The organism is Mycobacterium sp. P4_H6, from assembly GCF_056400845.1.
Genome location: NZ_JBFUKN010000036.1, coordinates 16,109 through 41,112 on the forward strand (window position 1 = coordinate 16,109; position 25,004 = coordinate 41,112).

Consider the following 25,004-nt stretch of genomic DNA (forward strand, 5'->3'; position numbering starts at 1 on the left):
ATGACCGGGGTGACGCGGTGACGGTCACGATTCCCCAGGTCACCGCCAGTAATCCCGCGACACTGTCCGACGCCGCGGCGCAGCTGCAGGCCAAGATCGCCCAGCTGGACACCTCGATCGACACCCAGCGGCGCACGCTGGCCGGGCTGGCCGCCGGCTGGGACGGCGACGCGTCCGCGGCCGCCGTGGCCGACGCCCGGAAGACCCTGGAACGGCTCACCGAACTGCGGCAGCAGTTGCAGACGATTCAGACCACGCTGAGCACCGGCGGTACCAATCTCACCCCGCTGCGCCAGGCCGTCGTCGACGTCACCCAGCAGGCCGTCGCCCTGGGCGCCACCGTCGGCGCCGACGGCACCGTCACCCCGTCCGGCAGTGGCGGCCCGATGACCCCGCAGGTCGCCGCCGCGTACAGCACCGTGCTGAAAACGCTGCTGCAGCAGTTCGACGCCGTCGACCAGGCCACCGCCGATGCCGTCACGAACGCCGCCCCGCTGAACGCTCCCGGCGGCGAGCTGCCCGCCGAACCGCCCCCCGCACCCGATATCGAGGAGCTGAAACCACCCGAGGGCGCCACCGACACCGAGGTGAACCAGTGGTGGGACGGGCTCAGCCCCGAGGAACAGCAGCGCCTCATCGCCGAGAAGCCGGAGTGGATCGGCAACCTCGACGGGGTGCCCGGCACGGCACGCGATCTGGCGAACCGGAACCGGCTGGAGACGCTGCGCCGGGACCCGAACCTCACCGACCAGGAGCGCGCGACGATCGCCGAGATCGACGCCGCCCTCGCCAAGCAGGGCACCCGTCAGCTCCTGGTGGTGGATTTCGACGGCGATCACCCGAAGGTGGCGCTGGCGATCGGCAATGTCGACACCGCCGATCACGTCAGCGTGTACGTGCCCGGCACCGGCTCCATCCCGTGGGACAACCCGACCGACGGCAACGACCTGCCGGCCTACATCGAGCAGTCGGAATGGCTGAAGACCGAGACCGAGCGGGTGCTGCTGGACGCGGGCAAGACCGACGAGACCGTGGCGACCGTCGCCTGGCTGGGCTACGAGCCGCCGTCCAACGTCCTGCAGGCCACCCGCCCGCACTACGCGGACGACAACGCCCCCGAGCTCGCCTCGTTCATCAACGGCATCGACAGTTCACGCGACACGGACCCACATCTGACGGTGCTCGGGCACTCCTACGGGTCCACCCTGGCCAGCGAGGCGCTGCAACGCGGCACCGCCGCCGATGACGTGGTGTTCATGGGATCGCCGGGACTGGAGACCGACCCGCAGCAGTACCGGGTGCCGACATCGGTTCAGGATCTGCACCTGTCCGAAGGGCACGTCTACGTCCAGCACGCCAAAGACGACCTGGTGGCCAATGCGCGCATCTTCGGCCAGACGATCCCCTCGGACCTGGTCGGCTTCACCGACCTGTCCACCAATGCCGAGACCACCGCGCTGGGCCCGCGCGACGAATCGACGGGCCACAGCAGGTATTCGTTCGTCGACACCACCGCCCTCTACAACCAGGCGGTGGTGGTGGCCGGACTGGGACAAGACGACCGCTACGTGAAGGTGGAGCCGTGATGGGACGACTGATACTCGCGCTGGCGATGGTGCTCGCGCTGGCGGGGTGCGGCCATATGTTTGACACCATGCCCCCGGTCACAGGCGAAGGCGATCACGGCTACGGCACGCCCGAGGAACTCGGCACCCTGCTGGAGCGTCGCGACGCCGAACAGGTCATCGCCGACCGCGACCGGATGATCGGCGAGATCACCACCGCGCTCGCCGATGTCGTGCCCGGCGCACGGTGGCTGCCGCACGGCGAACCGCATTCCTCGGTGTGCGGTGACTTCGGGTCCACCGACGGCAGCATCTACTTCAGCCCGCATTACGTGTCGAAGGTGCCCGTGCCCGCCGCGCTGTGGGATCAGGCCTCCCGGACCGTCATCGACATCGCCGCGAAGTTCGGCTACACCGATGTCGTCAGCCGCACCGAGAACGCCACCGACGATGTCGCCAAGGATCTGACCATCCGGGACGCCGACAACGGCCGGCTCGCGTTCGGATCGATGCAGGCGTCCACCATGTACGTCGGTACCGGGTGTTACCTGACCGCCGAGCAGAAGCAGCAGGCCCGCTAGTCCTCGAGCTTGGGATCCGGCTCCAGATGCGTCAGCCCGTTCCAGCACAGGTTGACCACGTGCGCGGCCACGACCTCCTTGGGCGGCTCACGCACATCGAGCCACCACTGCGCCGTCATCGACACCGACCCGACCAGCGCCTGGGCGTACAGCGGCGCCAGATCCGGATCCAGACCGCGCCGGGAGAAGTCCCCGGCCAGGATGGAGGCCACCTGGTTGACAGCGTCGTTGAGCAGCGTCGCGTAGGTGCCCTCGGTGATGGCCGCCGGGGAGTCGCGGATGAGGATGCGGAACCCGTCGGTGTGTTCCTCGACGTAGGTCAGCAGGGCCAGCGCCACCAGCTCGACGCGCACCCGGGACCGGTTGTTGGTCAGCGAGGCGGTGATCCGGTCCAGCAGGGTGGACATCTCGCGGTCGACGACGACCGCGTAGAGGCCCTCCTTGCCGCCGAAATGCTCGTAGACGACGGGTTTGGACACGTTGGCGCGCTGCGCGATCTCCTCCACCGAGGTGCCGTCATAGCCGCGTTCGGCGAACAGGGACCTGGCTATCGCGATGAGCTGTTGACGACGTTCGCTGCCGGTCATCCGGGCGCGGGGCGCACGAGTCTCTTTATCAGGTGCAGCCACACCGAGGAGCCTATAGCTTTCGACTAGAGTCTCGGGTTGATCAGTCCGTCGTGGTGTAATCGGCAGCACCTCTGATTTTGGTTCAGATAGTTCAGGTTCGAGTCCTGGCGACGGAGCAACCCTGCCGTGAGCGACCCCGAACTGACCGCGTCGCCGGAGGAGAAATCCGTGTCAACCACCGAAACCGCCGTGATCGTGCTGGCCGCCGGCGCGGGCACCCGGATGCGCTCGGCCACCCCCAAGGTGCTGCACCCCCTCGGCGGGCGCAGCATGCTGGCCCACGTCCTGCACGCGCTGAACGCGCTCACCCCCACCCACATCGTGGTGGTGGTCGGGCACGGCCGCGACCAGGTCAACGACGAGGTGACCCGGGTGGCCGCCCGCACCAACAGCCGGATCAGCACCGTGGTGCAGGACGAACAACTCGGGACCGGGCACGCCGTCAGCGTCGGACTCTCCGGTCTGCCCGACGACTTCACCGGCACCGTGGTGGTCACCACCGCCGATGTGCCGTTGCTCGGCGGGCCCACCCTGACCACCCTGACCGCCGCGCATGCGGGCGCCCGAGCCACCATCCTGACCACCACGCTGGCCGACCCCACCGGATACGGGCGCATCATCCGGGACGCCGAGGGTGAGGTGGCGGCCATCGTCGAGCAGGCCGACGCCGACGAGGCCCAGCGGTCCATCGCCGAGATCAATTCCGGGGTGTACGCCTTCGAGGCCGCCGCGCTGCGCTCGGCGCTGACCCGGCTGAGCACCGACAACGCCCAGGGCGAGCTGTACATCACCGATGCGGTGGCCATCCTGCGTGCCGAGGGGCACACCGTGCGCGCCCAGCACGTCGCCGACACCACCGAGGTCTCCGGGGTCAACGACCGCGTCCAGCTCGCCGCGCTGGGCGCCGAGCTGAACCGGCGCACCGTCGAACGCCATCAGCGGGCCGGGGTGACGATCATCGACCCGGCCACCACCTGGATCGACGTGGACGTGGAGATCGGTGCCGACACCGTGGTGCATCCGGGCACCCAGCTGCTCGGCGCCACCGCGATCGGCACCGACTGCACCATCGGCCCCGGCAGCACGCTCACCTCCATGGAGATCGGTGACAGCGCGTCGGTCATCCGCACCCACGGCGAGCTGTCGGTCATCGGGGCGGGCGCCACCGTCGGACCGTTCACCTATCTGCGGCCGGGCACCGAACTGGGCGCCGACGGCAAGCTCGGCGCGTTCGTCGAGACCAAGAACTCGAAGATCGGCACTGGCACCAAGGTGCCGCACCTGACCTATGTCGGGGACGCCGACATCGGCGAGCAGAGCAACATCGGCGCCTCCAGCGTCTTCGTCAACTACGACGGTGAGACCAAGCGCCGCACCACGATCGGCTCCCACGTCAGGACCGGTTCGGACACCATGTTCGTGGCCCCGGTGACCGTCGGGGATGGCGCCTACACCGGGGCGGGCACCGTCCTGCGCGACGACGTTCCGCCCGGCGCGCTGGCCGTCTCGGACAACACGCAGCGCACCATCGAGGGGTGGGTGCTGCGCAAGCGCCCAGCAAGCGCGTCGGCCGAGGCCGCGCGCAAGGCCGGGGCACCCGAACCCGACGCCTGATGTTGGCGTTCCGGTAACCCGGCCACGACCGGTCAGGAAAGCTACGTACGATTGGCGCGTAATCGACCCGACTGGCGAAGGCACCTAAATGAGCCACGACTGGACCGACAACCGTAAGAACCTGATGCTCTTCTCGGGTCGGGCCCACCCCGAGCTGGCCGAGCAGGTGGCCAAGGAACTCGATGTTCCGGTCACCGCGCAGACCGCGCGCGACTTCGCCAACGGTGAGATATTCGTCCGTTTCGACGAATCGGTACGTGGCTGCGACGCCTTCGTACTGCAGAGCCATCCCGCGCCACTGAACCAGTGGTTGATGGAACAGCTCCTCATGATCGACGCGCTCAAGCGCGGTAGCGCCAAGCGGATCACCGCGATCCTGCCGTTCTACCCGTACGCGCGCCAGGACAAGAAGCACCGCGGCCGTGAACCCATCTCCGCGCGCCTGGTCGCCGATCTGTACAAGACCGCCGGCGCCGACCGCATCGTCACCGTCGATCTGCACACCGACCAGATCCAGGGCTTCTTCGACGGCCCGGTGGATCACATGCGCGCCCAGAAGCTGCTCACCGGGTACATCGCGGAGAATTACGCCGACGCCGACAAGGTCGTCGTCTCCCCCGACTCCGGCCGGGTGCGCGTCGCCGAGAAGTGGGCCGACGCGCTCGGCGGTGTGCCGCTGGCGTTCATCCACAAGACCCGTGATCCGTTGGTGCCCAACCAGGTCAAGTCCAACCGGGTGGTCGGCGAGGTCAGGGGCAAGACCTGCATCCTGACCGACGACATGATCGACACCGGCGGCACCATCGCCGGCGCGGTCAACCTGCTGCGCGAGGACGGGGCCAAGGACGTCATCATCGCCGCGACGCACGGCGTGCTGTCCGACCCGGCCGCCCAGCGACTGGCCGACTGCGGCGCGCGGGAAGTCATCGTCACCAACACCCTGCCCATCGGCGAGGAGAAGCGGTTCCCGCAGCTCACCGTGCTCTCGATCGCGCCGCTGCTGGCCAACACCATCCGGGCGGTGTTCGACAACGGTTCGGTCACCGGATTGTTCGACGGATCCGCGTAACCGTGGCGCGAATCCTCCACAACCCGAAGTGCTCGACCTCGCGCAAGACGCTGGATCTGTTGCGCGAGAACGGTATCGAGCCCGAGATCGTGCTGTACCTGAAGACCCCGCCCTCGCGGGCCGAGCTGGCCGCCATGATCGCCGATGCCGGGATCGACGTGGGCTCGGCTGTCCGCAAACGCGAATCCCTCTACAGCGAACTGGGTTTGGCCGACGCCTCCGATGACGAGCTACTCGACGCGATGGCAGAACATCCGATTCTGATCGAACGGCCGTTCGTGGTCACCGACAAGGGCACCCGGCTGACGCGCCCGATCGACAAGGTCCACGAGATCTTGTGAGAGCTGCACTTGCGGCGCTGGCGGCCGCGGCGACGCTGCTGACCGGCTGCGGTGAAGCCACCCCGGACTACCAGTCGTTGCTGTCGACCACCCCGGCACAGCCGACCCAGACCACCTCGCAGGAGTCGGTCCCGCTCTCGGCCTACCTGGAGGGCGTCGGGGTGAAAGGGCAACCGGTCGCCCCGGAGAAGCTCACCGATCTGGCCGTGACGGTGCCCCGGCCGCCGGGCTGGCACGACTACACCAACACCAATCTGGCGCCCGGAACCCGGGTGATCGCCGACGGCGAGACCTATCCGACGGCCATGCTGATGGTGTTCACCCTGGACGGCGACTTCGACACCGCGGAGGCGCTCAAGCATGCCGACGTCGACGCCGAGGTGTCGGAGAACTTCAAGAAGCTCAACGGTTCTCGCGATGACTTCAAGGGTTTTCCGTCCTCGATGATCGAGGGCACCTACGACGTCAGCGGGCAACGCATGCAGGCCTACAACCGGATCGTGTTCGCCACCGGGAAGATGCCCGACAAACCCGCGCCGGGTCAGCTGGAACCCAAAGCGCAGAAGTACCTGGTGCAGCTGACCATCACCAGCTTCGCCGATGACGCCGAGGCCAAGGGCGCGGCGATCGAGCAGATCATCTCGGGGTTCAACGTCGCGGCGAAGTAGTTACCCTGGCCACCATGAGTTCATGGACCGCCTCGGACCTGCCTTCCTTCGCCGGCCGCCGCGTCATCGTCACCGGCGCCAACAGCGGGCTCGGGCTGATCACCGCGCGCGAACTGGCCCGGGTCGGGGCCTCGGTGGTGCTCGCCGTCCGCAACACCGCCAAGGGCGATGACGCCGCCGCCACGATGACCGGCGATGTCGCGGTCCGCGCGCTCGATCTGCAGGACCTGGCGTCGGTACGCGCCTTCGCCGAGCAGACCGACGCGGTGGACGTGCTGATCAACAACGCCGGCATCATGGCCGTCCCGTACGCGCAGACCGCCGACGGGTTCGAGAGCCAGATCGGCACCAACCATCTCGGGCATTTCGCGCTGACCAACCTGCTGCTGCCCAAGATCACCGACCGGGTGGTGACGGTGTCCTCGATGATGCACCTGCTCGGCGTGATCAGCCTCAAGGACCTGAACTGGAAGTCGCGGCCCTACTCGGCGTGGCTGGCCTACGGGCAGTCCAAGCTGGCCAACCTGCTGTTCACCAGCGAATTGCAACGCAAGCTGACCGCCGCCGGTTCGCCGGTCCTCGCGGTCGCCGCGCACCCCGGGTACTCGGCGACCAACCTGCAGGGCCAGRCCGGCAACACCACCGGCGACAAGTTCTGGAAGGCCGCGAACCGGATCGCCACCGACGCCGACTTCGGGGCCCGGCAGACGTTGTACGCGGTCGCCGCCGACGTGCCCGGCGACAGTTTCATCGGCCCGCGGTTCGGGATGGGCGGACCGACCGGCCCCAGCCCACGCAGCCCGCTGGCGCGCAACCCCCGGACCGCTGCCGGGCTGTGGGCGCTGTCCGCGCAGCTCACCGGCACCGAATTTCAGATCTGAGGGTGTTCTGGGATAGCCTGGGCCCCATCACGGCGAGGGTGGTCCGACCACCGTTATCGACGGGAACTGTCTCTTCGTCCCTGGCCGTGCTTTTCACCACACCGGCACAGGAGTAACGACACATGGCCAAGAACTCGGCCCCCAACAAGCTCACCGCGACCGTGCGCACCCGTACGGGCAAGGGCGCCTCGCGCCAGGCCCGCCGCGACGGCCTCATCCCCACCGTGCTGTACGGCCACGGCACCGAGCCCCAGCACCTGGAGCTCAACGCGCGCGATTTCGCCGCCGTGATGCGCCACTCCGGCACCAACGCCGTCCTGACCCTGGACATCGAGGGCACCGAGTCGCTCGCGCTGACCAAGGCGCTGGACATCCACCCGGTCCGCCGCAACATCCAGCACGTCGACCTGCTCGTCGTGGTGCGTGGCGAGAAGGTCAACGTGGACATCAACGTGCTCGTCGAGGGCGAAGCGGCCCCCGGCACGCTGGTCACCCAGGAAGCCAACACCATCGCCGTCGAGGCCGAGGCGATGTCCATCCCCGAGCAGATCACCGTGTCGGTCGAGGGCGCCAAGGTCGGCACCCAGATCACCGCCGCTCAGCTCGACCTGCCCAAGGGCGTCAGCCTGAACGTCGATCCCGAGACCCTGGTGGTCAACGTCGTCGCGGCGCCGACCGCTGAGGACCTGGAGAGCGATGGCGCCGGCGAGGCCGACGACACCGCCGCTCCGGCCGAGGATGACGCCGCCGAGGGCGAGGGCGAAGCAGCCGAGGGCGAAGCCGAAGCCTCCGAGTAACTCCGGGGAATTTCGTCGACTATGGCCGAACCGCTGTTGGTGGTCGGCCTGGGGAATCCCGGGCCGAACTACGCCAAGACCCGGCACAACCTCGGATTCATGGTCGCCGACCTCCTGGCCGAGCGCATCGGCTCAGGTTTCAAGGTGCACAAGAAGTCCGGCGCCGAGGTGACCACTGGTCGCCTCGGCGGCCGGGCTGTGGTGCTCGCCAAACCCCGGGTCTACATGAACGAATCGGGCCGCCAGGTCGGCCCGTTGGCGAAGTTCTACTCGGTGTCCCCGGCCGATGTCGTGGTGTTGCACGACGAACTCGACATCGACTTCGGCCGGATCCGGCTCAAGCTCGGCGGCGGGGAGGGCGGCCACAACGGGCTGCGCTCGGTGGCGTCCGCGTTGGGCACCAAGGACTTTCAGCGGGTCCGCATCGGGGTGGGACGCCCGCCCGGACGCAAGGATCCGGCTGCCTACGTGCTGGAGAACTTCTCCGCCGTCGAGCGCCCAGAGGTCCCCATCATCTGCGAGCAGGCCGCCGACGCGGTGGAACTGCTTCTCGCGCAAGGGCTGGAGCCCGCGCAGAACACCGTGCACGCCTGGTAGCTACCAGGCGAACGAGACACCGAGATCCAGCGTCCGCTCCGCCTTGTCATACCAGCCCTGCGGCGCGTACTGATCGGTGTGCAGGTAGCACTGGACGATGACCTCCGAACTGTCCGGGGTGAACGTCAGCAACCGGCTGATCGGCAGCGTCGTGATCGGCATGTGGTGCCGGCTCAGCGACGCGACGTTCATGAAGAACGTTCCTCCCCACCGTCGTTCGATATGCGTCTTGCCGCCGTGCGAGTCGTCGGGATGGGTGTGGGTGTGCCCACCGATCCACAGCTTGACCGCGCCGGGATGCTCGGCCAGATAGCGTTCGAACGCGCCGGAATCCGGCTGGCTGCCCACCCAGTACAGATACGAGGCCCCCTGGGGCGTGCCCTGCGTGAAGGGGCGGTGGTAGTGCTCGTGCAGGCTGCCGTCGGCATCTCTGCGCACGCCTTCCCATTCCCCGGAGGCCACCGTGGTGTCCTTGAGCACGTAGTGGTGCACCGTGATGATGATCGAATCACGGTTGTTCTCAACCATGTTCACCCACCAGTCGAAGGTCTGGGCCGAAACCACTCCGCCGGGGTTGCCGCCGAGGGTGCCGCGCCCGACCGTCTGGGAGGGCTCGTTGACATCGCTCATCATCAGGAACAGCAGGTTGCCCACCCGGAAGGAGTAGCGCTCCCAGGTGCCCGCCACGGGAAAGCGGCGGGCCGAGGCGTCGACGCCCGAGTGCTCGGTGTGCTCACCGAGCGGGTCGATCCACTTACGCCACCACCACGCCTGCGGCTCGTCCAGACCGTTGCGGTCGTGGTTCCCGCAGACCGAGTAGACGTCCTCTCGGCGATGCTTGGCCAGTGCCGCCAGCTGGCGGCGCACCTCTTGGCCCTCGGCATCGTCGGGCAGGCTGTGGTGCGCCCCGGACATATCGCCCGCGTCGATGGCGATGTCCCAGTCGAATCCCGGTGCGCCGTCGGATTCGGACTGCCGGATCGCGTCGGCCAGGCTCTCCCTGCCGAACTGTTTGTCGGTGCCTACGTGTGCGTCGCCGAATGCCCAGAGGCGAAAGCTGCGATCCACGCCGACCATTGTCGAGCGCTGCCCCGGTACCGGCGCAGCGTTGCGCTCAGGGCGATTCCAACCGCTTCGCGGTCACGAACTCCCCGCGGATCAGCCAGACCCCGAGCGCGATCACCGCGCCCACCTCGAACGCGACGATGCCGCGTTCGACGATCCCGAGCGGGATGATGCGGTGCCAGCGCAGGTCGGTCACCATGCTGACGGCGATCGCGCCGAACAGCACCGAGAGCCAGGCGATGGAACCGTAGGCCAGCCACACCGCCGGGCGGGCCTGCCGGTGCCTGCGGGCGATGGCCAGCACCGCGGCGGGCAGGGAGACGAAGGCGAGCAGCGTGGCCATCCGGTGTATCGACCCGCTGGTGCTGGGTCCGATCTCCCAGTTGTGTTTGGGGAAAGCCGCCACCCCGACGAGCCCGATCACCCACAGCGACATCAGGATCGAGCCGAACGAGAGCGGAGCCACCACGCCGGCGCGGATCAGCCCGGCCAGCAACAGGATCGAGCCGACGGCCAGGGCCAGCACACCGGTGAGAAAGGCCCAACCACCCGCGGTGTAGATGTACTCGGAGATGGTCGCCATGCGCAGGGTGCGACCCGGCCGGTGGGACTGGCCGCCGAGTATCGCGTCCAGTGTCAGGATGGCGACCACCGAGATGGCGGCGCCCAGTACCGCGATCCAGCCGAACAACGCGTGTGAGGCACGGTCCATCAGACCAGGGTACGGACTGTCGGGTAGTGGGCTACCAGGACAGGATGATGCCGGATCTGTTGTTGCCACGCGGGATCGACTCGGCCACGTTGGGCGCCCGCGTCCCTGGAACCGCCTTGATCGACACGCTGCCGTTGGTCTGGCACCTGGTGACGCTGCCCGCGTCCTGACAGGTCGGCATGGCGTTGGCCGCAGGAGCTGAGATGAGTGCGGCCACAACCACACCCGTCATCACAAGCATGCTCGGATATTTCGCGCGATGTGTCATGGCACCTTCCGCTGCAGATGACCTCATGGGCAGGACGACGCCAGGACTCGGGCAGCTGGATCGAGYATCACGCCTGCCCGTGCTGCATTGCGGTAGGCATCGTCGCGCGCCGATTCGACCGTCCCACCGGCACCGCCGGCCACGAGGCCACTGCCGTCGTCAGCGCCGACAGTCACCACACAGAAGACATCATTGGTGACCTCGTCGCTGCTGCACTGCTCGGCGCCGGCGGCGGCACACACAGACACCACGGTCGCCGCTGCCGCTTCATTGGTGGGGCCGGTTGCKGTGTAACCGACCAGCAGGCCGTTCACGAGACCCGAGCCCACCGCTCTCGACAAATCGGGGTCTTCGACAACTCCGCCCGGACCACCCGCCCAGGCCGAAGCCGTGCACATGAGCGTCCCGGCGACACCGAGCGCTGAGATCGCGGTCAGCAGGACCGCCGAACGCCCGCCAGCTACAGCCACAACGCCTCCTACATTGACGGACACGTAAATGTGGCCGACAGGAAGAAACGTACTCCCCCTCCGGGGAACACGCTGCGCGTTGGGTTCAGCCGGTGACGAGTGCCACCGAGTTGGCCCGGCGCAGCTTGCCCGACGGGGTCTTCGGGATGGTGCCCGGCCCGAGCACGACGACGTTGCGCGGACGCACGTCGACCTCGGTCACCACTTCGTGGGCGACCTGGTGCTCGATGCGGCGCACCTCGGCCAGATCCTGGTAGTGGTTGGATTCCACTGCGACGGCGAAGGTTTCGCGTGAATGGCCGGCGTCGAGGCGCACCGCGACGGCGCAACCGGGGCGCACGCCCTCGACGCGGCCGGCGGCCCGCTCGATATCGGTCGGGTAGATGTTGCGGCCGGCCATGATGATGACGTCCTTGACGCGACCGCACACCACGACATTGCCCTCATCGGTGATGTAGCCGAGGTCGCCGGTGTCGTACCAGCCGTTCTCGTCCTGGGTCGGCAGGAAGCCGGCCATGGTGATGTAGCCGGGGGTGACCGATTCGCCACGCAGCTGGATGACACCGACACCGCGGGTCGGCAGCAGGGCGCCGTCCTCGTCGACGATGCGGGCTTCCAGGTCATTGAGCAGCGGGCCCAGAGATGCCAGCCGCCGGGTGTTGCCCTTGCTGGACGGCACCGCGCGGCGCAGGGCGGCCAGCAGGTCGGCGTCGACCTCGTCGACCACCAGGCCGGCGTTGCACGGTGAGAAGGACACCGCCAGGCAGGTCTCGGCCATGCCGTAGGCGGGCAGGATCGCCGTTTCCGGCAGCCCGAACGGCTTGCCCGCGTCGATCAGGTCCTCGACGTCGGCGGGTTCCACGGGCTCGGCGCCCGACAGCGCGAACCGCAGGGTGGACAGGTCGAACTCGCCCGGCTTGGCCTGGCGGCGCAGCCGCTTCGCGAACAGCGCGTAGGCGAAGTTCGGGGCCGCCGTCATGGTGCCCTTGTACTTGTCGATGAGCTTGGCCCACAGCAGGGTGTCGCGCAGGAAGTCCATCGGCGTGACCTTGACCAGCTCGGCGCCGAAGTACATCGGGATGGTGAGGAAGCCGACCATGCCCATGTCGTGGAAGCAGGGCAGCCAGCTGACCATGACGTCGGTGTTGACGTCGTATTCGGCGCCGATGAACATGGCCTCGGCGTTCGAGAAGATGTTGCGGTGGGTGATCTGCACGGCCTTCGGCGAGCCGGTGGAGCCGGACGTCAGCTGCATCAGCGCCAGATCGTCCTCGCCGGTCTCCAGCGGGTCGATGGGGTCGGCGGCCAACAGGTCGGAGACGACGAGGACCTTTATCCCTTTTTCTTCGAGCACCGGGATCGCCACGATGAACGGTTCGGAGACGATGACGGCCTTGAGTTCGATCATGCCGATGACGGTCATGGTGTCTTCGGCCCAGACGACAAGGTCGGTGCGCGGGGTCGGCTGGTGCAGCATGGTGAGGCTGCCGCCGCGCATCCACACGCCCTGGGCGGTCGGCGCGATCTCCACCGGGAAGCCGGCCAGCACGCCGACGGCGTCTCCGGGGCCGATTCCGGCCGCGGCAAGTCCGCCGGCGACGCGGCGGGCGCGCTCGTGCACCTCGGCCCAGGTGTGCCGAACTGGCTCATACGGTTCGCCGGTGACCATGCCCCGCTCGCTCTCACGGGCGCTGCGGTACATCTTGTCGGTGAATCGGCTCACGACAACCTCCTGGGTGTCTGGGACCGGGTCGGCTGCGACCTCGGCGCCAGTTTCCTTGCGCGTTTCCCTATATTCCGCCTGCTAGCACCCTCGTAGAGAGAGGCGCGCACACACAATTGGGAAGCAGTTGTGTCTCAAAACGGTGATGGCCAGCCGGTAACTCGCACTTGTTTCCGCCTGCGGGTTTCCACCAGAGCCCATCTTAAAGAACCCTTAAGTAACTGCCAAACTCTTGGACCGATCGAGACATGTGTCACAACGCAACAATGTTTGATTCACCGGCCCGGGTCGGGCACCACCCGGGCGCCGTGGACCGGGCCGCTGGCCACCCGCACGGTGCGACAGACTCCGGCGCCCGACAGCGCCGTGCCGACGTCGACCGCCGCGGATTCCGATGCACACAGGAAGGCGCAGGTGGGCCCGGACCCGGAGATGATGCCGGCCAGCGCCCCGGCCTCGTCGCCGGCGCGCAGCGTGCGGCGCAGGTCTGAGCGCAAGCTGAGCGCGGCGGGCTGCAGATCATTGCCGAGCAGGCCGGCCAGTTCATGCGGGTCCCCCGAGGCCAGCGCGGCCAGGACCGGTTCGGCATCATCGAGCCGCGGCGGACCGCCCCGGCCCGGCGTCTCGCGTAACCGGTCGATCTCTCCGAACACCGCGGGTGTGGACAGTCCCGCGTCGGCGAAGGCCAGCACCCAGTGGAAGGTGCTGCGGGCCAGGACGGTCGCGAGCTCCTCGCCGCGGCCCGTGCCCAGCGCCGTACCGCCGTGCAGCGCGAAGGGCACATCGCTACCGAGCTTGGCGCCCAGCGCATGCAGATCGCGGCGCGGCACGCCCAGCTCCCACAGATGGTTCATCGCCACCAGCACGGCCGCGGCGTCACCGCTGCCGCCCGCCATCCCGCCGGCCACCGGGATCGACTTCGAGATGGAGATCGCCACATCGGGCGCCCGGCCGACATGGTCGGCCAGCAGCTCGGCGGCCTTCCAGGCCAGGTTGCGCGCGTCGGTCGGCAGCGCCTCGGAGCCCTCACCGGACATCGTCAGAGACAGCACATCGGCGTCGCGCACGGTGACGTCGTCGAACAGGGAAACCGCATGAAAAACGGTGGTGAGTTCGTGGTAGCCGTCGGCACGGCGATCCCCGACCGCCAGATACAGATTGACCTTGCCGGGGACGCGCACCGTCACCGAACCGGTGGGCACCCACTCGGTTGCGGTATCGCCGTCAGATGCAGACACCGGACGACACTACCGCCACGCCTGACACGCCGAGCGGATAAGCGCTGAGATACCCCTCGTCAGATCCCGCCGCTGTCCGACCAGGCTAGTGTTTGCCGATACGGTGTGTCAAGGATCACAACGACGATGGACCGGCCCGCTATTCGTCGAGATAAACGCGGTCGATATCAGCCGGCGATAATCTGGGCCGGTGCGACCCCGGCGCGGGGACGAACTTTGCCAGGGTCAGCTGCGAGCCGAGTCGGTGGCGCGCTCGGATTCCGTCACGGCCGGCTCGGGTGCCGGGGCCGGCGGGGGCGGCGCCAGTTCGCTGGACCGCTGAAGGAGCCGCACGAAATCCGCGATGGCCAGGGTCTCGCCACGGCGAGCCGGGTCGATACTGGCCGACAGCAGACGTTCGGCGGATTCGTTGCCAGAACCGGCCCACTCGGCGAACGCGTTACGCGAGGTCTTACGGCGCTGCGCGAAGCCGATGTCGATGAGGTTGAAAACCTCCTCGCGGAACGAGGCATCGGTCGGCCACGGGGACGACTCGTAGCGGTCGATGCGGACCAGACCGGAGTAGACCCGCGGGATCGGCCAGAACACCGTCGGCGAGACCATGCCGTACCGGCGCACCTCACCGTAGAAACGCACCTTGGCGCTGGGCACGCCGTAGTCCTTGCCACCGGGCTCGGCGGCGAGCCGCTCGGCGACCTCGGCCTGCACCATGACCATCACGGTCTTGATCGACGGGAACTCGGCCAGCAGATGCAGCAGTGCCGGGACCGCGATGTTGTACGGCAGATTGGCGACCAGCGCGGTGGGCAGCTCGTCGACGTCATCGGCCTTCAACGTCAGGATGTCGCGGTTCAGCACGGTCAGCCGGCCGATCTCGCTGTGCGAGTGGTTGGCGATCGTCTTGGGAAGCTGACGGGCCAGCACCGGGTCGATCTCCACCGCAGTCACGCGGGCACCCCGGTCGAGCAGGCCCAGGGTCAGCGAGCCGAGGCCCGGACCGACTTCGATCACCGAATCCTGCCGATGGATACCGGACGCGGACACGATGCGCCGCACAGTATTGGCGTCGTGGACGAAGTTCTGTCCAAACGCCTTCCTCGGCCGGAAGTCGATCTCCCGAGCCAGATGCCGTATCTCGGTTCGCCCGAGCAGTCGGATCGTCACGATGACCCCAATCTGGCGCTACATGTTGGCCAGGCACCCCAACCCTGACGTGCCCTCGTCACTTCARCAATCGCGATCTGTTCTTCACGCGTCGCCAAATCTGCCCGCTGAGCATACCTCAGACCACCTTGTCGCTCCCAGGTGTTTTGATCAAATTGGACCCCACCGAAATATCCGTTGCCGGTGTTGATACCCCAATTACCACCTGATTCGCACCCGGCGAGCGCATCCCAGACGTGACCCTGCGATACCGGCGGCACTTCTGTACCGGGTTTGGTGCCCACTCTCAGCACAGATTGGCGCGCCGGATTGACGACGACATTGGCTACTGGCAATCTTCCCGTCTCCACCCCGTTGACCTCCGCGATGGCAAACGTGACGTCCTGCAGACCCGGGGTGCCCGGGTCCTCGACGACCTGGCGACTYTGATTCATCGTCGGATCTTCGATCCGGTTGCTGGGCGGCGGCAGCGGCACCTGCGCGGTCACCTTCTCGATGCGGACACGCGTCACGTCGATGCGCATCCCGTCGACGACCGGCGACGACGCCGCCGGGATCACGGTGTCGCGCTGTTCCAGCGGCACGCCCGCCGCCTCCAGCAGAGCGCCGACGTTCGGGGCGGCCAGCCGGACGGTGCTCAGTTTGCCACCGTCGTTGAGCTGTACGTTTTTGGCGCTGACCACGGGCAATGACATGCCGGCCAGCGGCAGGCGGCTGCCGCGCGATGCCGCGGCAGGAGCGGTGTCGGTCATCGATAGCTGCGAGAGCGCCTCCTGGACCGTCGCTGCCGTCGTCCACACCTCGGTGCTGTTCTGGCCGTCCAGGGAGATCTCCAGGGGGCGGCTGCGGCGCAGCACGATGGAATCCGTATCGGCCACGTTCGCGTCGGCGGCGGGGTAGAGGTCGTCACGCTCGCCGACGGTGTAGCCGTTCTCCTCGACCACGTCGATGACCCGCGACTTCATCGTTGCCACGGTGAGCTGGGTGCCGTCCACGGTCAGTGACACCGTCTTGTGGGAAGYCACTGCGACGCCACCGGCAAACACCAAGGTGAGCAGCAGTGCGCCCACCAAAAACCGGAGCGCAGGCGAGCGCGACTCGTGGAGCTGGTTCAAGACATTCACTGATTTCGATCCCCGACTAATGAGCGCGGCACGTGAGCAGCCAGGATGACCGTCCGCCGTCGATAACAGGACGGTAACGAAGTTCGTTCAACCGCGCCAACTCGCCACGGTACCCAACACGTCACACCAATCCGTACGTGCGGATCGCGTTGTCGGCGGTGATCTCGGCCAGTTCCGCGGCGGAACGGTCCAGCACATCGGCCAGCGCGCGCACGGTGTACGGCAGGCAGTACGACTCGTTGGGCGCACCCCGGAACGGGTGCGGGGTGAGGAACGGGGCGTCCGTCTCCACCAGCAGCAGCTCGGCGGGCACGACGGTGGCGGCCTCGCGCAGGGCGTGGGCGTTGCGGAAGCTGACCGTTCCGGACAGGCTCACCATCCATCCGTTGGCCGCGCAGATCCGCGCCATGTCGGCGTCGGAGGAGAAGCAGTGGAAGATCACCGTCTCCGGCGCCCCCTCCGCGGCGAGCACGTCGAGCACTTCGGCATCGGCGTCGCGGTTGTGGATCATCAGTGGCTTGCCGGTGCGCTTGGCCAGGTCGATGTGCCAGGCGAAGCCTTCCCGCTGCTCGGCGGGATCAGCGCAGCCCTCCAACTTGCCCGGCCAGTACATGTCCATGCCGGTCTCCCCCACCGCCACCACCCGCGGCCGGGCGGCCAGCGCTTCCAGTTCGGCCTTCGCCGCGTCGTCGAGGGCGTTGGCCCGGGTCGGATGCAGGGCGACCGCGGCATAGACGCGCGGATCCCAGTCCGCGGCCCGGGCGGCCCAGCGCGCGGCGTCCAGGTCGTCGGCGATGGTGACCACGGCCTGCACACCGGCCGAGCCGGCCCGGTCGAGGATCGCGTGGACATCGTCGGCGGTTTCGGCACCGCACGCGTCGAGGTGGGTATGAGCGTCGATCAGCGGGGCGAGCGGCTCCGGGATCGGCGGCGGCTCGCTACGTCTTCCGTGGGCGCTCACGCCCTAACACTCTAGGGTGAAGCTGAAATGAGCGAGTCTTACTACATCACCACGGCGATCGCCTATCCCAATGGCGACCCGCACGTCGGACATGCCTACGAATACATCGCCACCGATGCGATCGCGCGGTTCAAGAGGTTGGACGGCTATGACGTCCGCTACCTCACCGGAACGGACGTGCACGGTCTGAAGATGGCCGAGACGGCAGCGAAACTCGGTATCCCCACCGCCGAGTTGGCGCGGCAGAACTCCGATGTGTTCCAGCGCCTGCAGGAAAAGCTGAACATCTCCTTCGACCGCTTCATCCGGACCAGCGACGCCGACCACTACGAGGCGTCCAAGGCGATCTGGCGACGGATGGTCGACTCCGGGGACGTCTACCTCGACAATTACTCGGGTTGGTACTCGGTGCGCGACGAGCGTTTCTTCACCGAAGCCGAAACCTCGGTCGGCGCCGACGGCGCCCGGATCGCCACCGAGACCGGCACTCCGGTGACGTGGACCGAGGAGCAGACCTACTTCTTCAAGCTGTCCGCGTACGCCGACCGGCTGATGGCCCTCTACGAGGCGCATCCCGAGTTCATCGAACCCGAGGTGCGTCGCAACGAAGTGGTCAGCTTCGTCTCCGGCGGCCTGCGCGACCTGTCGATCTCGCGGACCACGTTCGACTGGGGCGTTCCGGTGCCCGATCATCCCGATCACGTGATGTACGTGTGGGTGGACGCACTGACCAACTATCTGACCGGCGTCGGTTTCCCCGACACGGATTCGGAGTTGTTCCAGCGGTACTGGCCGGCTGATCTGCACATGGTCGGCAAGGACATCATCCGGTTCCACACCGTGTACTGGCCGGCATTCCTGATGTCGGCGGGCATCGAACTACCGAAAAAGGTTTTCGTGCACGGCTTTCTGCTCAACCGCGGCGAGAAGATGAGCAAGTCGGTGGGCAATGTCGTCGATCCGGTGAACCTGGTCGACACGTTCGGCCTGGACCAGGTGCGGTACTTCTTTCTGCGCGAGGTGCCGTTCGGCCAGGACGGCAGTTACAACGAGGACGCCATCATCGGCCGGATTAACGCCGACCTGGCCAATGAGTTCGGCAACCTGGCGCAACGCTCGCTGTCGATGGTCGCCAAGAACCTCGACGGCATCGTGCCCACACCGGGTGAGTTCACCGCCGAGGATTCGGCCATGCTCGCAGCGGCGGACGCGTTGCTTGACCGTGTCCGAGGCCATTTCGAGGCCACCGCCATGCACCTCGGGCTGGAAGCGATCTGGTCGGTGCTCGGCGCGGCCAACCGGTACTTCTCCGCCCAGGAGCCGTGGGTGCTGCGCAAGACCGACGCCGGGCGCTTCAACACCGTGCTCTACACGACGCTGGAGACCGTGCGCATCGCCGCACTGTTGAGCCAGCCGGTGATGCCCGAGTCGTCGGGCAAGCTGCTCGATCTGCTGGGCCAGCCCGCGCAGCAGCGGGACTTCACCGCGATCGGTACCCGGCTGGCCGCCGGCACCACGCTTCCCGCGCCCGAAGGAGTGTTCCCCCGCTACCAGGTCGAGTGAGACGGTCGGCCTGCACGAGAAGCGCAGGCCGCGAACGCAACTCGGCTAGCGCCAGGCTTTCTGCGCCAAGGGCCGCAACGCCACGCGAAGGTGCCTCAGCAGCAGTTCGGTCTCGCTCGTCCACGGCCGGCTGTAGCCGATTCTGCGCTCGACCCACGCCTCGAAGGATCGGCGCGGGGATATCGGCTTGTCGACAGGATCGGATTCCAGGGGTTTGTCGGGGTTACCTCCCCAGGTCACCTCGTCGATGTGCTCGGCGCGACTGACCCACAGTCTGACCCGTTGTCGCGCAGAGGTTTCGATGACCACGCCGGCGGCGCCCGCAACGGGTGTCAACATCAGGTCCGCCACATCGCGGATCAGGCTGTCGCTCTGCCACACGACGGCACCACGGTCGAAAGACACCTGTTCGACCCGGCCCAGGGTGTCATCGTCGAGGCAGTGACCCACCGCGTGGATGGTGTCGCCGACACACATGACAGCGCCATCGGCGCCGAAGTCGGCCATCAGCCGCGGCCCCAGCACCGGCCAGATATCCTCGACCCGTTCGGTGGTCGCGACGAGCGCCTCGATATCGCGGAAGCGGCGTCCCATCCCGTCTATCAGACGCATCCGCCGGCCGGCTCTGAAGGACGAGACCGCCAGCGCATGTGCGTCCACCAGCGCGGCGATGTCGTCGAGGACTCTGATATCAGGGTCCCGTGGACCGGCATGATGGCAGGAGATCAACGCAGCCAGCGTGTCCCCGGCCGCTACCGGGAAGGACAACGCAGCGCCCACACCCATGTTGGCCAGGTATGCCAGATGAACCTCGGACACGCTGCGTAGATCGGACCGGGTCAAATCGACCGGGTCAGTCGATCGCGTCAGCAGTGCAACGGGAGCCGCAGTCGCATCGGGGATCATCCGCCAGGGGTTCTGTAGGTACAACGCTCGCGCGATCTTCGGGATGTCGCTGGCTGGAAAGTGCAGCCCCTGGTAGCTACCGAAAGCAGTTCCGTTGCGCGCTTCGGCGATCACCTCGCCATGCCCGTCATCATGAAACTGGTAGTACATGGTGCGCGCATATCCGGTGCGCTCAGCGATCTCGTCCACAAGCCGCTGCTTGTCGGCCTTGATGTCAGCCTCGCTACTCGGCGGATGCGCACTGCGCACCGCAGATCCAGCGTGCGCCGGCACCGATGATCCGGCCTGCGGGATCATTTCCAGGAGCATCCCTCCATCGGCGGCGACGATCGTGAGCACGCTCAGCGTGATGCCGCGAAGCGTCACCGCCTGCCGCCGGGCCCGGCGGTCGGTGGGCTGGACCGGCGTCCCATGCGGCAGATCGAGTGAATCCGCGTGCGTGCCTATCGCTTCATCGGCGCCGAGACCGATGACTGTGTGCACGTTCGCCGACGCATGGGTGATGTACCCGGCCCGGTCGACCTTCAGCAGCACGCCGAAGGGCTGAATTGCTCCTGAGAGGTGCAGCCGCTCCTGCTCGCAGCCATCGATGAAACCACGACTCATGCCTGTTCCGACCGCCTCACCAACAGGTCTGCGATCATCGCAGGTTCGCTCGGGCGCGAAAGGCCGAAACCCTGGCCGTACTCACAGCCATGCTCCTCCAGCCATGAACGTTGCTGCTCGTTCTCGATCCCTTCGGCCACTGTCGACAGACCGAGGTTGTCGGCCAGCCCCAGGATCGCGAGTGCGACGGCCCCGTCCTCCGCCACGCGGCCGACTCCGGCGGTGAGCGACCGATCGATCTTCAGCTCCGACAACGGGAGTCGGCGCAAATAGCTCAACGATGAATATCCGGTACCGAAATCATCGATGGACAGCACCACGCCGGCCGCGCCCAATGCCATCAGATTGCCAGACACCGCACCCTCGTCCTGCAGCAGTGCGCTCTCGGTGATCTCCAACCGGACTCGGCTGCCCTCGATACCGGCCTCGGACATGGCAGTGAGCAGTTCCGGTGCGAACTCGGCCTCCCGCAGACTCCACGGGGATACGTTCAGCGACACGGGTGGCACCGCGTAGCCGTCGCCGCGCCACCGCGTCAACTGCGCGAGCAGCAGATCACGCCCCACCCGATCCAGCGCCACGATCAGACCGCACCGCTCGGCGATGGGAACGAACTCGGCCGGGCTGACCGGCCCCAGCTCGCTGTCCTCCCAGCGCAGCAAGGCTTCCAGCCCGACGATCTCACGGGCTCCGGCGATCCGGTGGATCGGTTGATACATCAGCCGAAAGACATCCTCGCGCAKGGATCGCCGCAGACCGCGTTCTATGCGGGCATCCCGGCGTAGCCGTTCGCCGATCGACGGGTCGAACAACCCGACCCGGTCCCGCCCCTGCGATTTCGCGTGATACATGGCCGCATCGGCCGCGTTCAGTAGCGTCTCACCGTCAGCTCCATCATCGGGGTGGAACGCCAAACCGACACTGGCCGAGCTGAATACATCAAGTTCGTCAAACGAGTACGTCCGCGACAGCGTGTCCACGACATTGCCGGCCAGTGTCTCGATGTCATGCCGATTCTGTCTGCGTATCAGCGCCACGAACTCATCGCCGCCGAATCGCGCGACCGTGTCGTCGTCGCGTAGAACGGAGCGGATGCGCTTCGCGGCCATTTTCAGCAGTTCGTCACCCACACTGTGACCGAGCATGTCGTTGACATACTTGAAATGGTCTATGTCTATGAAGAACATTGCCAAGACGCCCGATTCGTGCGGAGAGCGTTCGATCCCTTCATCGAGGAGTTCGGTGAAGAGCGCGCGGTTGGGAAGCCGAGTCAACTCGTCGTGGGTGGAGAGGAACTCGGTGCGTCGCTGCACATTCTTGATCTGGGAGATGTCGGAGAACACGGCGACGAAATGTTCGACCCGACCGGGTCTTTCGTTTGACCGACTGACGGTGACCCACGCGGGGTAGGACTCCTGGTTCTTTCGGCGGTGGATGATCTCACCGCGCCACCGGCCGTGCCGGCGCACTTCCGACCACATCGCCGACTCGCGACCGCCACCCGGGGCCCCGAAGAACAACTCCAGTGCCATCCCCGTCACTTCAGCGGTGGTGTAGCCGGTGATCACCTCGAAGGCGAGGTTGCATGTCTGAATGCGGCCCTCCGGATCGGTGATGACGATTGCCTCGCCGGCCTGCTCGAAGACACTTGCCGACACCCGCAGAATATCCTGGGCTTCTTTCTGCGCGGTGATATCTCGGGCTTCGAACAGATATCCCGTCGGTGTTCCATTGCTGCCGAGAAGAACTCGATGCGTACTGGCCAGGAACCGCATCGCCCCGGCGACATTCACGGCATACTCCCGGTCCTGCGGTGCGCCGGTCCGCAGTGCCTCGCGGTCGGCGCTCCACAGCTCACCTGCCAGCGGTGGCCCCATGATATCGAAATCGGTGAGTTCGATTGGAGATCGGTCCAGCCCGAACATGTCGAGAAACTGTTGGTTGACGTACTGATATGTGCCGTGGACATTCTTGATCGCGTACACCRCAGCGGTGACCTCCAGCAGTGCCTGGAGACGCGCCTCTGAGTCGAGCAGGCGCTGCTGCGCCTCGGTGATGTCTGTCATGTCGACAATCGAAGCGGCAAAGGTGACCACCCGCCTACGGTCATCTGTCGCCGGGGTCACCTGGACACGAAATATCCTGTTGTCCCAGGTGGCGGTGAAGTCTTCTCCGGCTCCGGTTTTCATTGTCTGGTCCAGTAGCCGCTGCAGCCCGGTGAAGGCATCGGGCAGCTGGAGCTCACCGATCGGGTGACCCACCGACCGATCCGTCAGCGACAGCGAGTTCGCTGCGGCCTTGTTGAACCGCAGGAGAAGCCCATCGCCATCGAATACCAGCACCGCGAAGGGAAGCGTGTCATACAGGTGCGCGTACTCGCCGCTGATCCGTGCGAGTTCGGCGGCCTTGTTGTTGTATTCCTCATTGAGGCCGACAAGTTCCTCGTTGGCAGCCTGCAACGTTTCATTTGAGGCCTGCAGTTCTTCGTTGGCTGCCTGCAGTTCCTCGTTGGCCGCCTGCAATTCCTCGCTGAGCGCCTGCATTTCCTGATTGCCGGCGGTCATCTGTTCCAGCAGAACGTGCAGATGTTCTCGCGTAGAGGCCAATTCATCGACGAGTGCCTCCTCGCTGAGACCCTGCCCGGCAGCGGGCGCCCGGCCTTGCTCCCGGGCAGCCGGCGCCGCAGGAACGATCACGATGGCAATAGACGGTTCCCTGTGGTCCGACAACGGTTCCAGCAGGATTCGGACCAGCTGATCGCCGACGCTGTGGTGTCGGCTGTGCTGCGGTTTCGCCGTCGCCCGGAAGCGGTGCAGCATCGTGAGCAGCTCGCCACGCAGTTCCATGGCAATCGCGTCGACGATCGTCAACCTCGCAGCACCCGTGGGTAAGGCGAGAAACGACGCCACCTGCCCGACGGTGTACTGGATGGTGCCCTCGCGATCGCACAGGATCACCGTCGCGTCGAGAGTCCTCGCCGTTGCGGCCAACAACTGGTCGACCGGCACATCCACGCGCCGCACCATCCGGCGCGCCGGGTAGCCACCGCGTGGTGCCGGCAGCCGGCTGTCCCCGGTAGCTCTCCGGTACACCCGCGCCACCCGGTTGACGGGGACAAACAGTGACTCCGCCGCTGAGACGGTCTCCGACTTGCCCAACAACAGGACGCCGTTGGCACCGAGCGCGAAATGGAACGCACCGAGCACCTTCGTCTGCAGCTCCGCATCGAAGTAGATCAGCACGTTGCGGCAGGTGATCGCATCGAGGCGGAGGAACGGAGGGTCGCAGACCAGGTTGTGCCGCGCGAACAGGATCATGTCCCGGAGTCGCGTGTCGACTTGGTAACCGCCCTCCACGACGTGAAAGCACTTCGCCACGACGTCGGCCGGCAGATCATCGAGCGCCGACGGCGGGTATACCCCGCGCCGCGCGACCGCCAACGCGCGTTCGTCGATATCGGTCGCGAAAATCTGGACGTCGCGCGACGCCGAACCGGTGGTGAGATCGGAGACGATCATCGCCAGCGTGTACGCCTCCTCGCCGGTCGCGCACCCGGCGACCCACAGACGCAACCCCTCTGCCGGTTCCTTCTCCTCGAGAGTGCGGGCGATGGCACCCGCCATGGCCTCGAACGCAGAAGGATCGCGGAAGAACGCGGTGACCGAGACGAGCATGTCATCGGCCAGCGCATCCAGTTCGCCGGGATCGTCCCGCACCAGCGCGAGGTAGTCGGCGAGCGACGTCACCCCGACGGCACCCAGCCTGCGCTCGATCCGGCGCCGCACGGTGCCGCGTTTGTACCCGGAGAGGTCGATCTCGGCACGGGCACTGAGCAGTCCGAGCAGTTCGGCGAGTTGGTCGTCGGCGGCATCCGCGGGGGCATCGGTATCGAGCAGGACGGGAAGCTGGGTGGCGATCTCCTCGGGAGTTCCGACGAATGCGATCGCCACCGACTCCAGCGCCGACGCCGGCATCCCATCGAAGGAGGCCGAAGCCGGCTGCTGGACAACCGCCCGGCCACCTGCTTCCACGATGGCACGCAGCCCAGCCGATCCATCCGACCCCGTGCCGGACAGCACGATCCCCACCGCCCGCTCCCGTTGCTCGGCCGCCAACGTCACGAAGAACCGATCGATTGACGGTTTCGGGGTCGTCTCGGCGGGGACGGGAGTCAGCCGCATCCGGCCTTCGACGATGTCCGCGTGGTATCCAGCCGGAACCACATAGACGGTGTCTGCGACAGCCTCGGCATCGTCGGCGAGCGTCACCACATCCAGCGAGGTCTTCCCCGCAAGCAGGGCAGCCATGGCCGATGGGCGGGCCGGCGAGATGTGCTGTAGCACCACATAGGCACAGCCCAGACCGGGTTCGACGACCGCGAGCAGCCGCCCGATGGCCTCCAGCCCTCCGGCCGAGGCGCCGATGGCCACGATCCTGGCGCCAGCACCACCGCCCGACATGG

The 25,004-nt window shown here is 66.9% G+C and carries 22 protein-coding genes and 1 tRNA gene; 11 read left to right on the forward strand and 12 right to left on the reverse strand.

Going from position 1 to position 25,004, the window contains the following annotated elements:
- The first annotated feature begins 17 nt into the window (after positions 1-17).
- Both AC1DTF_RS16480 and AC1DTF_RS16485 read left to right on the forward strand, forming a co-directional pair.
- The gene (locus AC1DTF_RS16480; RefSeq protein ID WP_477474838.1) at positions 18-1,586 is read left to right on the forward strand and encodes an alpha/beta hydrolase; all 1,569 of its coding nucleotides are present in this window, start codon (positions 18-20) and stop codon (positions 1,584-1,586) included.
- A complete protein-coding gene (locus AC1DTF_RS16485; RefSeq protein WP_477474839.1) occupies positions 1,586-2,146 on the forward strand; it encodes an LppA family lipoprotein in 561 nt (186 codons plus the stop codon). The genes AC1DTF_RS16480 and AC1DTF_RS16485 overlap by 1 nt, the downstream gene beginning before the upstream one ends.
- Here AC1DTF_RS16485 and AC1DTF_RS16490 read toward each other — a convergent pair.
- Positions 2,143-2,733, reverse strand: a complete 591-nt coding sequence (locus AC1DTF_RS16490; protein ID WP_057168258.1) for a TetR/AcrR family transcriptional regulator — start codon at positions 2,731-2,733, stop codon at positions 2,143-2,145. The two genes, AC1DTF_RS16485 and AC1DTF_RS16490, sit on opposite strands and share 4 nt — an antisense overlap.
- Before the next feature lie 86 nt (positions 2,734-2,819).
- Here AC1DTF_RS16490 and AC1DTF_RS16495 point away from each other — a divergent pair.
- The 8 genes from AC1DTF_RS16495 to pth all read left to right on the forward strand — a co-directional run bounded on the left by AC1DTF_RS16495 (position 2,820) and on the right by pth (position 8,742).
- Positions 2,820-2,891, forward strand: a tRNA-Gln gene (locus AC1DTF_RS16495).
- 106 nt (positions 2,892-2,997) lie between these two features.
- Positions 2,998-4,389, forward strand: coding sequence for a bifunctional UDP-N-acetylglucosamine diphosphorylase/glucosamine-1-phosphate N-acetyltransferase GlmU (glmU, locus tag AC1DTF_RS16500; protein WP_477474865.1), 1,392 nt, complete (start codon positions 2,998-3,000; stop codon positions 4,387-4,389).
- An 88-nt stretch (positions 4,390-4,477) separates the two neighbouring features.
- Entirely contained in the window at positions 4,478-5,458 is a 981-nt protein-coding gene (locus tag AC1DTF_RS16505) for a ribose-phosphate diphosphokinase (protein ID WP_057168259.1), read from the forward strand.
- Between the two features lie 2 nt (positions 5,459-5,460).
- A complete protein-coding gene (arsC, locus tag AC1DTF_RS16510) occupies positions 5,461-5,799 on the forward strand; it encodes an arsenate reductase (glutaredoxin) (RefSeq protein ID WP_477474840.1) in 339 nt (112 codons plus the stop codon).
- Entirely contained in the window at positions 5,796-6,467 is a 672-nt protein-coding gene (locus tag AC1DTF_RS16515; protein ID WP_477474841.1) for an LpqN/LpqT family lipoprotein, read from the forward strand. Before arsC ends, AC1DTF_RS16515 begins: the two co-directional genes overlap by 4 nt.
- Positions 6,468-6,481: 14 nt before the next feature.
- Positions 6,482-7,348 (forward strand): oxidoreductase, encoded by an 867-nt coding sequence (locus AC1DTF_RS16520; RefSeq protein WP_477474842.1) that lies wholly within the window; start codon positions 6,482-6,484, stop codon positions 7,346-7,348.
- A 122-nt stretch (positions 7,349-7,470) separates the two neighbouring features.
- Entirely contained in the window at positions 7,471-8,145 is a 675-nt protein-coding gene (locus AC1DTF_RS16525) for a 50S ribosomal protein L25/general stress protein Ctc (RefSeq protein WP_057168263.1), read from the forward strand.
- 21 nt (positions 8,146-8,166) lie between these two features.
- Complete coding sequence (pth, locus tag AC1DTF_RS16530; RefSeq protein ID WP_057168264.1) at positions 8,167-8,742, forward strand: aminoacyl-tRNA hydrolase; 576 nt, start codon at positions 8,167-8,169, stop codon at positions 8,740-8,742.
- Here pth and AC1DTF_RS16535 read toward each other — a convergent pair whose 3' ends face one another.
- The 9 genes from AC1DTF_RS16535 to AC1DTF_RS16575 form a co-directional block, all read right to left on the reverse strand.
- Complete coding sequence (locus AC1DTF_RS16535; protein WP_477474843.1) at positions 8,743-9,810, reverse strand: metallophosphoesterase; 1,068 nt, start codon at positions 9,808-9,810, stop codon at positions 8,743-8,745.
- A 46-nt stretch (positions 9,811-9,856) separates the two neighbouring features.
- On the reverse strand, positions 9,857-10,519 hold the full coding sequence (locus AC1DTF_RS16540; protein WP_057168266.1) for a DUF998 domain-containing protein: 663 nt from the start codon (positions 10,517-10,519) through the stop codon (positions 9,857-9,859).
- Positions 10,520-10,550: 31 nt separating this feature from the next.
- Positions 10,551-10,751, reverse strand: coding sequence for a hypothetical protein (locus AC1DTF_RS16545; protein ID WP_477474844.1), 201 nt, complete (start codon positions 10,749-10,751; stop codon positions 10,551-10,553).
- Between the two features lie 59 nt (positions 10,752-10,810).
- Positions 10,811-11,257, reverse strand: coding sequence for a hypothetical protein (locus AC1DTF_RS16550; protein ID WP_477474845.1), 447 nt, complete (start codon positions 11,255-11,257; stop codon positions 10,811-10,813).
- A gap of 85 nt (positions 11,258-11,342) precedes the next feature.
- On the reverse strand, positions 11,343-12,980 hold the full coding sequence (locus tag AC1DTF_RS16555) for a fatty acyl-AMP ligase (protein WP_057168267.1): 1,638 nt from the start codon (positions 12,978-12,980) through the stop codon (positions 11,343-11,345).
- A 275-nt stretch (positions 12,981-13,255) separates the two neighbouring features.
- Entirely contained in the window at positions 13,256-14,218 is a 963-nt protein-coding gene (locus AC1DTF_RS16560; protein WP_082614249.1) for a 4-(cytidine 5'-diphospho)-2-C-methyl-D-erythritol kinase, read from the reverse strand.
- A 225-nt stretch (positions 14,219-14,443) separates the two neighbouring features.
- Complete coding sequence (rsmA, locus tag AC1DTF_RS16565; protein ID WP_057168269.1) at positions 14,444-15,382, reverse strand: 16S rRNA (adenine(1518)-N(6)/adenine(1519)-N(6))-dimethyltransferase RsmA; 939 nt, start codon at positions 15,380-15,382, stop codon at positions 14,444-14,446.
- A complete protein-coding gene (locus tag AC1DTF_RS16570; RefSeq protein ID WP_477474846.1) occupies positions 15,379-16,506 on the reverse strand; it encodes a transglycosylase family protein in 1,128 nt (375 codons plus the stop codon). Before AC1DTF_RS16570 ends, rsmA begins: the two co-directional genes overlap by 4 nt.
- A gap of 121 nt (positions 16,507-16,627) precedes the next feature.
- On the reverse strand, positions 16,628-17,467 hold the full coding sequence (locus tag AC1DTF_RS16575; RefSeq protein ID WP_477474847.1) for a TatD family hydrolase: 840 nt from the start codon (positions 17,465-17,467) through the stop codon (positions 16,628-16,630).
- A 27-nt stretch (positions 17,468-17,494) separates the two neighbouring features.
- Between AC1DTF_RS16575 and metG the strand changes: the two genes are divergently transcribed.
- The gene (gene metG / locus AC1DTF_RS16580) at positions 17,495-19,030 is read left to right on the forward strand and encodes a methionine--tRNA ligase (protein ID WP_057168272.1); all 1,536 of its coding nucleotides are present in this window, start codon (positions 17,495-17,497) and stop codon (positions 19,028-19,030) included.
- Positions 19,031-19,075: 45 nt separating this feature from the next.
- On the opposite strand, the gene AC1DTF_RS16585 is transcribed toward metG, so the two are convergent.
- A complete protein-coding gene (locus AC1DTF_RS16585; protein ID WP_477474848.1) occupies positions 19,076-20,542 on the reverse strand; it encodes a GAF domain-containing protein in 1,467 nt (488 codons plus the stop codon).
- Complete coding sequence (locus tag AC1DTF_RS16590; RefSeq protein WP_477474849.1) at positions 20,539-25,002, reverse strand: EAL domain-containing protein; 4,464 nt, start codon at positions 25,000-25,002, stop codon at positions 20,539-20,541. Before AC1DTF_RS16590 ends, AC1DTF_RS16585 begins: the two co-directional genes overlap by 4 nt.
- Positions 25,003-25,004: the final 2 nt, after the last annotated feature.